13 protein-coding genes are annotated in these 14,264 nt (G+C 48.5%); 12 read left to right on the forward strand and 1 reads right to left on the reverse strand.

All coding sequences use genetic code 11. The features are described 5' to 3' along the window. Nucleotides 1-25 precede the first annotated feature (25 nt). Nucleotides 26-262, reverse strand: coding sequence for a DUF2626 family protein (locus L6442_RS10105; RefSeq protein WP_194230049.1), 237 nt, complete (start codon nucleotides 260-262; stop codon nucleotides 26-28). 371 nt (nucleotides 263-633) lie between these two features. On the opposite strand from L6442_RS10105, the gene L6442_RS10110 reads away from it, so the two are divergent. The 12 genes from L6442_RS10110 to rsmH all read left to right on the forward strand — a co-directional run bounded on the left by L6442_RS10110 (nucleotide 634) and on the right by rsmH (nucleotide 13,909). Further along, nucleotides 634-1,281, forward strand: coding sequence for an RsfA family transcriptional regulator (locus tag L6442_RS10110; RefSeq protein ID WP_212980086.1), 648 nt, complete (start codon nucleotides 634-636; stop codon nucleotides 1,279-1,281). Nucleotides 1,282-1,609: 328 nt separating this feature from the next. Then, nucleotides 1,610-2,641: a ketopantoate reductase family protein gene (locus L6442_RS10115; protein WP_237100279.1), complete on the forward strand. Its 1,032-nt coding sequence runs from the start codon at nucleotides 1,610-1,612 to the stop codon at nucleotides 2,639-2,641. A gap of 5 nt (nucleotides 2,642-2,646) precedes the next feature. After that, entirely contained in the window at nucleotides 2,647-3,036 is a 390-nt protein-coding gene (locus L6442_RS10120) for a DUF3397 domain-containing protein (protein WP_212980087.1), read from the forward strand. Nucleotides 3,037-3,180: 144 nt separating this feature from the next. After that, on the forward strand, nucleotides 3,181-4,830 hold the full coding sequence (locus L6442_RS10125; protein ID WP_212980088.1) for a peptide ABC transporter substrate-binding protein: 1,650 nt from the start codon (nucleotides 3,181-3,183) through the stop codon (nucleotides 4,828-4,830). Nucleotides 4,831-5,041: 211 nt separating this feature from the next. After that, nucleotides 5,042-5,974: an ABC transporter permease gene (locus L6442_RS10130; protein WP_194230045.1), complete on the forward strand. Its 933-nt coding sequence runs from the start codon at nucleotides 5,042-5,044 to the stop codon at nucleotides 5,972-5,974. Nucleotides 5,975-5,976: 2 nt separating this feature from the next. Then, entirely contained in the window at nucleotides 5,977-6,924 is a 948-nt protein-coding gene (locus tag L6442_RS10135) for an ABC transporter permease (protein WP_272880328.1), read from the forward strand. 17 nt (nucleotides 6,925-6,941) lie between these two features. Further along, complete coding sequence (locus L6442_RS10140; protein WP_194230044.1) at nucleotides 6,942-7,937, forward strand: ABC transporter ATP-binding protein; 996 nt, start codon at nucleotides 6,942-6,944, stop codon at nucleotides 7,935-7,937. Further along, nucleotides 7,934-8,863 carry an ABC transporter ATP-binding protein gene (locus L6442_RS10145; protein ID WP_194230043.1) on the forward strand — a complete coding sequence of 310 codons (930 nt, stop codon included), beginning with the start codon at nucleotides 7,934-7,936 and terminating at the stop codon, nucleotides 8,861-8,863. Before L6442_RS10140 ends, L6442_RS10145 begins: the two co-directional genes overlap by 4 nt. 472 nt (nucleotides 8,864-9,335) lie before the next feature. After that, nucleotides 9,336-10,970 carry a bacillithiol biosynthesis cysteine-adding enzyme BshC gene (bshC, locus tag L6442_RS10150; RefSeq protein ID WP_212980089.1) on the forward strand — a complete coding sequence of 545 codons (1,635 nt, stop codon included), beginning with the start codon at nucleotides 9,336-9,338 and terminating at the stop codon, nucleotides 10,968-10,970. Nucleotides 10,971-11,012: 42 nt separating this feature from the next. Continuing rightward, nucleotides 11,013-12,284, forward strand: a complete 1,272-nt coding sequence (locus tag L6442_RS10155) for an adenosylhomocysteinase (RefSeq protein WP_212980090.1) — start codon at nucleotides 11,013-11,015, stop codon at nucleotides 12,282-12,284. Between the two features lie 216 nt (nucleotides 12,285-12,500). Further along, nucleotides 12,501-12,938, forward strand: a complete 438-nt coding sequence (gene mraZ, locus L6442_RS10160; protein WP_194230040.1) for a division/cell wall cluster transcriptional repressor MraZ — start codon at nucleotides 12,501-12,503, stop codon at nucleotides 12,936-12,938. 20 nt (nucleotides 12,939-12,958) lie between these two features. Next, the gene (rsmH, locus tag L6442_RS10165; RefSeq protein ID WP_212980091.1) at nucleotides 12,959-13,909 is read left to right on the forward strand and encodes a 16S rRNA (cytosine(1402)-N(4))-methyltransferase RsmH; all 951 of its coding nucleotides are present in this window, start codon (nucleotides 12,959-12,961) and stop codon (nucleotides 13,907-13,909) included. Nucleotides 13,910-14,264: the final 355 nt, after the last annotated feature.

Below are 14,264 nucleotides of genomic sequence, written 5' to 3' on the forward strand. Positions count from 1 at the left end.
AATTTCTTAAGCCATTGATCGGTAACTACAGCGGTAGACCCATTTCAAAGACTGTCCAATAGCTGAAACCGGTAAAGGTAACGATCATATAGCCCCAGAAGAGAAGAATGTAGGTTTTTTCAGTGAATTTCAGATAACCCAAAATCATGAAAAAAGCGGTCTGCGCGAAGAACAGCAGAGCCATTTCGACCATGTTCCCAGCAAAAGCCATCAGTCCGATCGCAAGCGTAAAGAAGCCAAGAACTCGAAACATTCGTGCCACGTTGAAGCCCCCTCTCTTATGTACGGTCTAGCTTTACTACACATCATTATAACGTTTACACAAAATTGTGTAAACGAAAAGTCGTCAACAAATATGAACTTTTTTAAGATTAAAGGCCATTGCCATGGCTTTTCCTTAATTATTGTGATCATTGTTATGGAAAGTATTCATGGTATGGCTGTTTATTTTCCGGCGAATGAAGTATGATCCCGTTAAAATTTGGCAATACAATTTAGTATCAAATAGATTCTATGAACTCTATGAGAAGCATAGAAATGAAAATAAGCAGCTGTTATACCCCATTCAAACCATAAAGAAGCAATGGGTTTGGAGACGGTTATTTTAGGATGTTGTTAGGAGGGTTTTGTTGCATGACAGCAGTAAGACAAGATGCATGGAGCACCGATGATGATTTGATTTTGGCGGAGGTAACCTTGAGGCATATCCGCGAGGGCAGCACGCAGCTGGCCGCATTTGAGGAGGTTGGCGAAAAGATCGGCAGAACACCTGCAGCCTGCGGATTTCGTTGGAACAGCTGTGTCCGCAAAAAGTATGAGGAAGCCATCAGTCTGGCCAAAACGCAGCGGCAAAAAAGAAGCTACTACAAAAAGCAGCCTGCGAATGCCGGATTGCAGGTGGCCGGACTGGGATTGGAAGCTGAAACTGGATACTACAAGATGGAGGGAACAAGCGAAGAGTCGCTGTCCATTGATGCGGTCATCCGCTTTTTGCGACAGTGGAAGGGAAATTTGCAAGAAAATGGCCGCCAAATGAAAATGCTCGAAAAGGAACTGCGCGAGAAGGAAGAGGAAATCGCCAATTTAAGAAGGATAAACGAACAGTTAAGCAAGGAAGTCAGCGAGGTTCAAACGGACTATCGCGTTGTCAATGATGATTATAAAGCGTTGATCCAGATTATGGACCGTGCACGTCGCCTGGCCTTTTTAACGGAAGAAGAGGAAGAACTCAAGACACGTTTTAAAATGGATGCGAACGGAAATCTTGAACGCATCGAGTAGACGTTTAATCATAACATGTCTATACACGAACACCCGTTACGGATTGGCGACAGCCAAAGCGAGCCGAACGGGTTTTTCGTCACTTTGCGGGGTTATTTTTGCGTAGTCCGGGGTCCCCGCAAAGTAATCGGAATGAGCATCGAGGGCTAAGCGTCACTTTGTGGGGTTATTTTTGCGTAATTTCCGGGGTCCCCGCAAAGTAATCGGAATGAGCATCGAGGGCTATACGTCACTTTGTGGGGGAATATAAGCATCATGATGAAAGTCTATGCCGCTTATGGCATCAGACTTTTTCTCGTTTCTTCGGCTTCATGCGATATAATAATTGATGAAGAAGCTTAACGAATGGATTCGAAATGATAAACATAAGCAGGTGACGGACAAAATGATCATAGATGTGATTGGAGGCGGCTCGCTGGGGCTGCTGTACGGGGGCAAACTTGCCGCGTCCGGGGCGGATGTGAGAATCTGGTGCCGGTCGGCAAAACAGGCAGGCGAGATCAAATCCAAAGGGATATTCATACGCAATACTTTCGGCGCGATGGAGGCGCAGGCGAAGCCCGGAACTTTCAAAGTTGGCATTCTTGATGAATTTGCGGAAGCATGGAGACAAAATCCGGGACAATGGATTTTCCTGATGACCAAGCAAAAAGACGTCGAGAACGCCTGTCTTATGTCGGTCGGCCGACTTGCCATGGACAAGCTGATGCCAGGCAACATTCCGGGTATGGTCTGTTTTCAAAACGGGTACGGACATATGGAACGGCTGGAAAAAATGCTGCCAGGCTGGCCGCTGTATGCGGCAGTAACGACGGAAGGGGCGAAGAGGGTCGCCCAGAATGAAGTGGCGCATGCGGGTGCGGGCACGACATGGTTCGGAATCGGCCGGCCATCGGGGGGGACAGAGGGCCCGCATCCCGAAAAGTTGGAGAAAATGCTGCAATTAGCAGGATTTTCGGCGGTTTTATCGAATGACATCGATAGCAGAATTTACCGGAAGCTGCTGATCAATTCGGTCATTAATCCGCTGACTGCGCTGTGGAATATCCGAAATGGGGAACTGCTTGCGTCCGAGCAGCGGATGCGTGTGATGAGAACACTGCTTAACGAGGCGCTGGCGGTGTATGATGCTTGCGGCATCCCTTGGGAAGAAGATATTTGGGATCAGATCTTGGAGGTTTGTCATTCGACGGCGGGTAATATCTCTTCAATGTTGAACGACGTGCAGTCTGGAATTCCTACCGAGGTGGACTGGATCAACGGCAGTATTGTCGATCTGGCGGAAAAATCCGGGATCCGTGCAGCTGCCCATGAACTCATAACCGGGTTGATCAAAGGACTGACGATACGAGAGGAGTAGTTTACATGGATTTTTTGAAAAATTCATTTACCTTTTTAAGCATTCTCCCGTTTTTTCCTTTTTTGCTCGTATACTTTATCCATTATCGGTGGAAACATAACAAAAAGGCTTCATTAAAACTCGCCATGGATGTAACGACGCTGTTTTTGATCATCTCCGTTTCTGCGTTATTTAATCTGAATTTTGACTCTAAATTCGGATTTTACCTTATTTTGCTGCTGCTGCTTATTGCGATTGGGCTGATAGGCAGCGCGCAAACCCGAATCAAGGGTAAATTAGATATCCAGAAAATGGCGAAAATTATTTGGAGAATGACCTTTGTCCTTATGAGCTTCAGCTATCTTGTTTTTACATTAATTGGTTTGTTCAAATACATATTCATAACAATGTCATAATTAATTATACAGGTTTAACATAAGGCGGAAACAGCTCTGTTTTTAATTTAGCCGGGTTCCTTCTACGATTTTAGTATAGATTTTTTTGACCACTGGTTGTATAATCTTTAACCATACACTTAATAACCTTAGGGGGATTACATCATGAGAAGGAAAACACTATTAACCCTACTAACGATGCTCCTTGTAGTAGGCACCGTTCTTGCGGGTTGCGGCTCCAAGAATGGAGGCAGCAAAGGAAACTCCGCCGCTGCCAAAGATCAAGTGCTGCATATTAACCTTAGCTCCGAGCCGCCGACTTTTGATCCGGCTCAAGCGCAAGACAGCCAGTCTAATACAGTCTTGAATATGATGTATGAAGGTCTGGTCCGCTTGGATGAAAGTAATAAACCAATCCCCGGTGTTGCCGAGAAATGGGATGTTTCTTCCGATGGATTGAAATACGTTTTCCATCTTCGCAAAGACGCGAAATGGAGCAACGGCGATCCTCTAACGGCGAAAGATTTCGTCTTTGCCTGGCAGCGTGTGCTTGACCCAAGCACGACACCGGCCCCTCCTTATGCTTACCAGTTGTATTACATTAAAGGTGCCGAAGAATACAATAACAAGAAAACCACGGATTTTTCTCAAGTTGGCGTCAAAGCAACCGACGACAACACATTGGAAGTCACCTTAAAGAACCCAACCCCTTATTTCCTTAGCTTGACTTCGTTTTACACTTTCTTCCCGGTTCACCAATCCGTCAAGGACAACGCGAAATGGGCTACCGATCCGAAATCGATGATTTCAAACGGAGCATTCACGATGACAACTTGGACAACCGGCCAAAAGATCGAAGTTTCGAAAAACGCGAACTATTGGGATAACAAAGATATCAAGCTAAACAAAATTACGATGTCCCTTTCCAACAGCGGAGCAACCGAGCTGTCCAGTTACAGAAGCGGCCAGTTGGATTTTGCGGGTATGCCGAACGGGGAAATTCCTACCGACCAAATACCTGCGATCAAAAAAGAACTGAAGGACGAGCTTAACCTTAAGCCTATCGGCGGCGTGTATTACTATCTGTTCAACGTAACCGCCAAACCGTTCGATAATGAAAAAATCCGCAAAGCCTTTGCGATGGCGATCAGCCGCCAGGAAATCGTCGAGAAAGTAACGCAAAGCGAAGAAAAACCTGCATTCGGATTCGTACCTCCGGGAATCGCTGGCGAAAAAGCAGAGTACCGCACCGAGCATAAAGACGATTTCTTTACTGAAAATGCAGATGAAGCGAAAAAACTGCTTCAAGAAGGTATGAAGGAAGAAGGTTATACTACCCTTCCGCCAATTACTTTGATTTACAACTCCAGTGACAAGCATAAGAAAATTGCTTTGGCTGTCGCCGACATGTGGAAGAAAAACCTGGGAGTCGACGTGAAAACGGAAAATCAGGAGTGGGGCGTGTTCCTCAAAAACCGCAGAAACCTGAACTACCAGATCGCACGCTCAGGCTGGAGTCCGGACTACAACGATCCAATGACTTTCTTTGACCTGTGGACTTCGAAGAGCGGCAATAATGACACAGGATTCAAAAACAAAGAATATGACGCTTTAATTAGCGATGCTCATAGTTCTTCAGATAATGCCAAGCGCATGGATGATTTCTCGAAAGCCGAAACTCTTTTGATCAAGGATCAACAAGTGCTGATGCCGATTTACTACTACACCAACGTGGCACTGATCAAACCGAACCTGAAAGGCGTAAACATCAATTATGCCGGTCAAGTTGATTTTACGCGGGCTTACTTTGAGTAATAGAACGTTTGTGTAGATTAGAGAGATAAGTAATTCGGGATATATATGTGGGTATCCATATATATCCCGTTTTTTTTGCATCAGATGATGATTGTGGTAGATATTTCTTTACTTAGTAATAAATAGATTGGACAAAAGTACTCATTATTCTTTAAAATCGAATTATGTCGAAAAATGTAGAATAATATTTAAAAGGGGAGGGTAATCGGGCATGGTTCGTTACGTAGCCAAAAAGTTTTTTTATATGCTGCTATCATTGTTCATATTGATATCGGCGACATTTTTCCTGATGAAAGCCATACCTGGGGATCCTTTCATGTCTGAAAAAAAGGTTCCGCCTGAAATACAAGCCCGTTTAATGGAACAATATGGACTCGATAAACCGGTTTATGAGCAGTATTTTAAATATCTGGGCGATATCGCTACAGGTGATTTTGGCATATCGATGAAACATCAGAACCAAGAAGTTACGGGTATCATACTGGATACGTTTTCCGCTTCCTTAAAGCTCGGATTGTGTGCGATCGTTATCTCTATCATTGTCGGTATTTTGCTCGGCATGCTCGCAGCCCTCTATCATCGCAAGCTGATCGATAATGTGGCGATGGTTCTAGCGGTGCTGGGAATTGCCGTACCAAGCTTCGTACTGGCGTCCTTGATTCAGTTCATCTTCGCCGAGAAGCTCGGATGGTTTAATGTTATGGGCTTTGACGGTCCGCTTGATTATGTGCTGCCTGTGGCGGCTTTATCTGCGCAACCGATTGCCTTTATTGCACGCCTGACCCGATCCAGCATGCTGGAAGTGCTTCATGCCGATTATATCAAGACAGCGAAGGCGAAAGGCCTGAACTGGCTGACCATTATGTTCAGACACGTGATCCGCAACGGCATTTTGCCTGTCGTTACCTATGTTGGCCCGATGACAGCCAATATTATCACGGGTTCTGTCGTCATCGAGCAGATTTTCGGAATCGGCGGAATTGGCAAAGTGTTCGTTGATTGTATCACAAACCGTGACTATACCATGATTATGGGTGTGACCATTTTCTACGGCATTTTGCTGATGCTTGCCCGTTTTTTGACAGATATCGTATATGTGCTGGTTGATCCGCGTATTAAATTGACCGGCGGGAAGGAGGGTTGACGGTGGCAGCAAATGATACAGCGTTGACGAGCGCCCATGCGGAACTAACGCCAGAAGACTTCCGTAAAATCGGCGTGGATGAAAAGCAGGCCGAGGTCATCCAGCGGGAAAGTATTTCGGCGTGGAGAGACGCATGGCAGCGTCTGCGCAAAAACAAAATGGCGATGACCAGTCTGATTGTGCTTTTTATCATTATTTTGACGGCAGTAATCGGCCCGATGATTTCCAAATATAACTACTATTCGAATGATCTGCTTAATACGAACCAGCCGCCGTCCAAAGATCATTGGTTCGGAACCGATGATCTCGGCCGGGATATGTTCGTCCGGACTTGGATGGGCGCCCGCATCTCGCTTACGGTCGGCCTTGCGGCTGCCCTGATCGACCTCATGATTGGCGTGATTTATGGCGGGATCATGGGCTTCTTCGGCGGACGCGTGGATGCAATCATGAATAAATTTTCGGAAATTTTATATTCGATTCCTTATATGCTGGTAACGATCCTGCTGCTGGTGGTTTTTGAGCCAAGTATCGGAACCATTATTCTGGCTTTGACCATCACGGGCTGGATCAACATGTCCTGGATTGTGCGCGGCGAGATCATGCAGCTCAAGAACAGGGAATTCATCTTGGCATCCCGTTCCATGGGCGCAGGCTCGGGCCGACTTTTGTTCAGGCATCTGCTTCCTAATGCGGTAGGTCCGATTATTGTCACGTTGACGTTGTCGGTGCCTAACGCAATCTTCTCGGAAGCTTTCCTGAGCTTCCTTGGTCTAGGCGTACAAGCTCCGGTGGCATCGCTTGGTTCGATGATCAACGACGCGCTGACAGGATGGATGTATTATCCTTGGCGGATGCTTTTCCCGGCGATTCTGATCAGTTTGACCATGCTTGCATTTAACATTTTCGGTGATGGCCTCCGCGATGCGCTCGATCCGAAATTGAAATAACGGGAGGTGAGATTCAAGTGGAACCGATTTTGCAAGTCAAAAACCTGCAGGTCTCTTTTAACGTAAAAGGCGGAGAAGTTAAGGCCGTACGCGGCATGAACTTTGAAATAGGGAAAGGGGAAACGGTAGCGATCGTCGGTGAATCGGGGAGCGGTAAAAGCGTGACCGCCCAGACGATTATGCGCCTCATCCCGTCTCCGCCATCCCAAATCAAAAGCGGCGAAATTATTTTTCAGGGTGAAGATATCCTGAAAAAATCCAATAAACAGATGGAAGCCATCCGCGGTAAAGATATCGGCATGATCTTCCAGGATCCGATGACTTCCCTCAATCCTACCATTAAGGTTGGCAGACAAATCACGGAAGTGCTGATGAAGCATCAAAAGATGTCGAAAGAAGAAGCGAAAAACCGCGCCATCGAGATGCTGAAACTTGTAGGCATTAAAAACCCGGAGGAGCGTTTCGGGCAATATCCACATGAATTCTCCGGCGGGATGCGTCAACGCGCCATGATCGCTATTGCGCTGGCGTGCAATCCGGCGCTTCTGATTGCCGACGAACCGACGACGGCACTGGACGTGACGATTCAGGCGCAAATTATGGATGTCATGAAGGAGATGCAGCAAAAGTTCGGTACTTCCATCATCCTGATTACGCATGACCTCGGCGTTGTTGCCGGCATGTGCGACCGCGTTATCGTTATGTATGCGGGCGAAGTCGTGGAAACCGGAACGAAGTGGGAGATTTTCAAGAATCCTCAGCATCCTTATACAAAAGGTTTGCTCCGTTCCATGCCGCGTCTCGATCAGAAGAAAAACGAACCGCTCATTCCGATCATCGGCACGCCGCCGGACTTGATCAAACCGCCGGTCGGCTGCGCGTTCTGTGCACGCTGCGACGAAGCGATGAAAGTTTGCGAGCGCCTGAATCCGGGTTCCACGGAATTCAGCGAAACTCATACGGCCCGCTGCTGGAACCTGCATGAGATGGCGAAGGAGGTTCATTCGTCATGAAAGACAACCATTTGATTGAAGTCGAAGGATTGAAAAAATATTTTAACGTCGGCGGCGGCAAAATCGTCAAAGCCGTTGATAATATCAATTTCTTTATCCGTGAAGGGGAAACGCTCGGTATGGTCGGCGAATCCGGCTGTGGCAAGTCGACGGCTGGACGCACCATACTCCGGCTGTATGAGCCTACCGGCGGCAGCGTCCGGTTTAACGGAACCGATATCTACAAACTGTCGCCCGGCAAAATGAAAGCTATGCGCCGCGATATGCAGATGATCTTCCAGGATCCGTACGCATCGTTGAATCCGCGCTTTACCGTTTCGGACATCATCGGCGAAGCGCTGGATATTCACAAGCTGGCGGGAAGCCGCAAGGAACGGAAAAAGCGGATCGAGGAGCTGCTGGATATGGTCGGACTTAATCCCGATCATGCTACGCGTTATCCGCATGAATTTTCCGGGGGACAGCGCCAGCGGATCGGCATTGCCCGGGCGCTTGCGGTCAACCCTAAATTCATTATTTGCGACGAGCCGATTTCTGCGCTTGACGTTTCCATCCAGGCGCAGGTGGTCAACCTGCTGAAAGAACTGCAGGAACGTCTCGGATTGACTTATTTGTTTATTGCGCATGATTTGTCCATGGTCAAGCATATCAGCGACCGCGTAGCCGTGATGTATCTTGGCAAAATGGTGGAACTTGCGGATAGCGAAGAGCTTTACGCCAATCCGATCCACCCTTACACGAAGACGCTGTTGTCGGCCATCCCGATTCCGGATCCGGAAATCGAGGAGAATAAAAAGCGGATTTTGCTGAATGACGAGCTTTCGGGCCCGATTCATTCGGCAAAAGGAGATAATGGCGCGCAGGAGGAAGACACAAGGCTGGTTGAAGTATCAAAAGGCCATTGGGTTGCCGCTCCTTACGCATAAGTTTAGAAAGGCGACCGCCGGATCATCCGGCGGTTTTTTTATGTTAAGGATATGGGTTTTATAAAGTAGTTTTTTGGGGTAGGCTCCACTTTATGGGGTAATTTAGTATCCGGGGTCCCCGCAAAGTAATCGGAAAAAGCTTCGATGGGCACACGTCACTTTGTGGGGTGATTTTTAGATATTAGTATCCGGGGTCCCCGCAAAGTAATCGGAATAAGCTTCGATGGGCACACGTCACTTTGTGGGGATATTTTATTTTGGGGATGACATATCGATGCGGGAAGCGTTATAATTATAAAACTGTAACTGATTTAGAAGCATTTCAAGTCGAATAACGGATTTGCCCTGTTTTGCTTTTGACGCATGAAATAAGTTTAGTTACAATCAAAGGGGATTTTGCAAAAATCCAATGCACCTTTTTTCGGCAATATATGGGTCACTTGAACAGGTACAAAAATAGGAGGCAGACCTCATGAATGTTGTTTCAGATTCGCTGAAGAGCGGCTCGGCTCTCGCAGACGATTATATAAACCACTTTGCGCGCGTACAGGAACTGTATGAAGCGGATTTCCGCGAGGAGGCCGCCTGGGGCAGCCGGCTCAAATGGCTGGATGAGTCCGAAGAAACCCGGGTGGGCAGAAAAGAACTGGTGTCTTGTCTTAGAAAATACAATAAACGCCATAACGACCATCAGGAGGTACATAAATCTCTCGATTTGCTGGAACAGACCGGTACGCTTGCCGTCGTTGGCGGACAACAAAGCGGACTGTTTACCGGTTCGCTGCTTGTCGTCTATAAGGCGCTTACGATCATTCTGGCTGCAAAAGAGGCACAGGAGAAGCTGCAGCGGCCGGTTGTGCCCGTATTTTGGATTGCAGGCGAAGATCATGACTGGGATGAGGTGAACCACACTTATGTCATGACGCCGGAGCTTGAGATCGCCAAAATCAAAATGGATGCGGCACCTGGTCCGAAAGGGCCGGTAAGCAACACCCCGGTTACTTCCGAGCAGTGGCGAAAAGCGCTGGATCAATTGGCGGTCATGCTGCCGGACAGCGCCAACAAGCCGGAAATCGTCGAGCTGCTGCATCAGTCGGCTAAGGAGTCCGACAATTTAAGCGATGCTTTTGCCAAGCTGCTGGGACGTTTGTTTGGGGAAATGGGCCTGATTTTGCTCGATTCGGCGGATCCCGGCTTGCGCAAGCTGGAAATATCCGTGTTCAAGCGGATGATCGAACATAACGACGAACTTGGCCAAACCTATCAATCCGCGGCAGCCCGTATTACGGGTAAAGGCTACCAGCTGCAGGCGGATGTATCGGCAGAAAGCGCCAATCTCTTTTACATTTACCAAGGAAACCGGCTGCTGCTGCAAAAACAGAACGGAAACTTTACGGACCGGAAAGGCGCGGTAAGATTCAGCAAGGAGGAGCTGTACCACGAACTCGAAAGCCACCCGGAACGATTCAGCAATAACGTACTGACGCGGCCGCTTATGCAGGAATCTCTGCTCCCGGTGCTCTGTACCGTGCTGGGCCAGGGTGAAATCTCTTATTGGGCGATTACGAAAGACGCCTTCCCTGTGCTCGGCTTGCAAATACCGATTTTGCTGCCGCGGATGTCTTTTACATTGGTAAGCGGGACGCTGCGGAAGTATATGGATCATTTCGGACTGTCTTTCCAAGACGTCCAGCACCGTTACGAGGAGAAACGCCAGAACTGGTTGAATGCCCAGGCCGATCTTCATATTGAAACCAGATTCGAAGAGACGCGAGAAGCTTTTGCCAAGCTGTACGGGCCGCTTATCCATGAGCTTGGGACGATTCAGCCCGGGTTGATCCCGCTTGGGGAGAAAAACATGGGCAAGATTCTGGAGCAGGTCTCTTATCTGGAACGGAAAACGAAGCAGGCGCTGGAACAGCAGCATGAAGCGGCGCTTCGTAGATGGGAGCATATTTACGTATCCTTGTTCCCCATGGGCAAACCTCAGGAAAGGGTTTATAATATTTTCTACTATATAAATCGTTACGGCTTCGGCTGGATCGGCGAAATCCTGGGAAGCTGTACGCGCTACACGGCAGAACATCAAATTATCGAAATGCAGTAAACGGCAAAATGAACTTTAATCGACATTATGAGGAGGTTTTTCATGAGTACACTGTCTTTGAAGAACAGCGTGGTAAAAGATATGGCTTTAGCCCCGGAAGGACATCTGAAGATCGACTGGGTAGAAGCGCATATGCCGGTGCTGAACCAAATCCGCAAGCAATTTGAAGCGGAGCAGCCTTTTAAAGGCCTGAAAGTCACGATTTCGCTCCATTTGGAGGCCAAGACCGCTTATTTGGCAAAGGTCGTTCAGGCAGGCGGGGCTGAAGTGACGATTACGGGCAGCAATCCTCTGTCGACTCAGGATGATGTGTGTGCAGCGCTGGTGGAGGACGGTGTAACGGTACTCGCCAAATACAATCCGGACCCGGCGGAATACAAGGAGTTCCTGATCCGCGCCCTGGAGACCAAACCGGACCTCATCATTGACGACGGCGGCGACCTCGTTACGATTCTGCACTCGGAGCGTCCCGATTTGCTGGCAACGATCCGCGGCGGCGCGGAAGAAACAACGACGGGAATCATCCGTCTGAAGGCGCTCGAGAAAGAAGGGCTGCTCAAACTGCCGATGGTAGCGGTGAATGATGCTTACTGCAAATACCTGTTTGATAACCGTTACGGAACAGGCCAATCGGTGTGGGATGCGGTGAACCGGACCACGAACCTGGTCGTGGCAGGGAAAACGGCTGTCGTCATCGGCTACGGCTGGTGCGGCAAAGGGGTCGCCATGCGCGCGAAAGGGCTCGGAGCGAAAGTGATCGTGACCGAAGTGGATCCGATCCGTGCCGTTGAAGCCCATATGGACGGCTTCGAAGTGATGCCGATGGCCGAAGCTGCGAAGCACGGCGATTTCTTCGTGACTGTAACAGGCAACCGTGACGTTATTGCAGGCGAGCATTTCGATGCGATGAAAGACGGAGCCATTTTATGCAATGCCGGCCATTTTGACGTCGAGATCAACAAAACGGATTTGTCCGAACGCGCAGGGGAGATCCGCACCGTACGCCGCAATATCGAAGAGTACAAGCTGCATGATGGGCGCAAACTCTATCTGCTGGCAGAAGGCCGTTTGGTCAACCTGGGCGCGGGGGACGGGCATCCGGCGGAAATTATGGATATGACGTTTGCGCTTCAGGCAATGTCTCTGAAATACGTGAACGAAAACTATAAGTCGATCGGCAGCAAGGTTTTGAACGTGCCATACGAAATCGATCAGCAGGTGGCCCGCTACAAGCTGGAAAGCCTCGGCATCGGGATCGATACGTTTAGCCGCGAACAGATTGAATATTTGGACAGCTGGACAGGACATGAATAAGCGGTAGAATAGAATGAAAAATCATTCTCGCAAAAACCCCTTGAAATCCTTATGGATCAAGGGGATTTTGTTTTGTTTGCCCCGAATGTCTGCTAATAATATCCAAAAAAAGATGAAAGCGAAGAAGGATTTTGATTTTAAGCAGCGAATCTAGTATCCTTAAGTGGTGGAAAGTGGTGCAAAGTGGGGATTTAGGGTAAGGAGTTGAGTGGCCGCATGTTTATGGGAGAGTTTCAGCACAGCATCGACGATAAAGGCCGCTTGATCATCCCTGCCAAATTCCGTGAGCTTTTGGGCTCTTCCTTTGTGATCACCCGCGGCTTGGACCAGTGCCTTTTTGTTTACCCTATGCAGGAATGGAGCATTCTGGAGCAGAAGCTGAAATCGCTGCCGCTGATGAAATCGGATGCGCGTGCATTTACCCGGTTCTTTTTCTCGGGCGCCACGGAATGCGAATGGGATAAACAGGGAAGGGTAAATTTACCGGGGAATCTCCGGCAATACGCGAAGCTTGACAAGGAATGCGTCGTGCTTGGAGTATCCAATCGCGTAGAAATCTGGAGCAAGGATACTTGGGAGGCTTATTTTCAGCAGTCTGAAGGTGCGTTTAACGAAATTGCTGAAAAGCTGGTTGATTTTAATTTCGAATTGTAATGAGTATGGAGGGCTGCAGCTTGTTTCATCACATCACGGTGCTTAAAGAAGAAGCGACAGAAGGGCTGCACATCAAACGAGACGGCATTTATGTCGACTGTACGCTTGGCGGGGCGGGGCACAGCTCCCTGATCGCATCCAAGCTTGGAGAATATGGCAGGCTGATTGCGCTGGATCAGGACGACTGGGCGTTGGATCATGCCAAGGAGAAACTGGCTTCCTATGCGGACAAGGTTTCGCTCGTCAAAACGAATTTCCGCCATTTGGAGGAAACGCTGAAGGGACTCGCGGTTCCGATGAAGGACGGGATTCCCCAGGTTGACGGCGTATTGTTTGATCTGGGCGTTTCATCGCCGCAATTTGACGAAGGAGAGCGCGGATTCAGCTATAACCATGATGCGCCTCTGGACATGCGGATGGATCAGTCCTCGGAATTGACCGCCTGGCATATCATTAATGAGTGGCCGGAGCAGGAAATCGCGCGGATTTTGTTCCAATACGGGGAGGAGAAGTTCTCCCGGCGCATTGCGAAGTTCATTATCGAACACCGCGAGCAGGCGCCTATTCAAACTACGGGACAGCTTGTCGATATTATCAAAGAAGGCATCCCGGCGGCGGCGCGCAGAACCGGAGGACATCCGGCGAAACGGAGCTTTCAGGCGCTGCGGATTGCCGTCAATGATGAACTCGGCGCTTTTGAAGAGGCGCTTCATCAAGCCGTGCGCTGCTTGGCACCCGGGGGCCGGGTATCGGTCATTACGTTTCATTCGCTTGAAGACCGGATTTGCAAGCAGATTTTCAACAGTTATGTAGGAAGATGCACATGTCCTCCCGACTTTCCAATGTGCGTATGCGGAGGGAAAGGCGAGCTTAAGCTGGTCAACCGGAAACCGATTGTGGCCGGCGAAGAGGAACTTTTGCAGAATCCGCGCGCACGCTCGGCGAAGCTGAGAGTTGCAGAGAAACTATAGGAATGATTTGGGCTCTATATTATAATTAGTGCTTTACAAAAAACGAAAGTAGCGGAGGGGACGGAATCGATCTGAAGAAGCGATAGCGTTCGCCTAAAAGCTTTCCGAAGGAAAGCTAGCATCGGAAGCATACGCTTTGTCTCCGAATTTCTACCTTTTTGAAAAATGAAATCAAGAAATTTGGGGACAACAGCGATCGGAAGAATGATCCGTAACCGCAGCGGCCACCTTGCACTTTGTCAAGAACTAATTTCAGTATTGAGCCATGATTTGAATTCAAATTCTATGCTTTGAGTGCAAGTTCAAAAAGGTTCTGGTTCATTCAATCAAAAGCGGACTCTTTGAACAAACTCTT

The organism is Paenibacillus azoreducens (genome assembly GCF_021654775.1).
Classification (GTDB): domain Bacteria; phylum Bacillota; class Bacilli; order Paenibacillales; family Paenibacillaceae; genus Paenibacillus_AQ; species Paenibacillus_AQ azoreducens.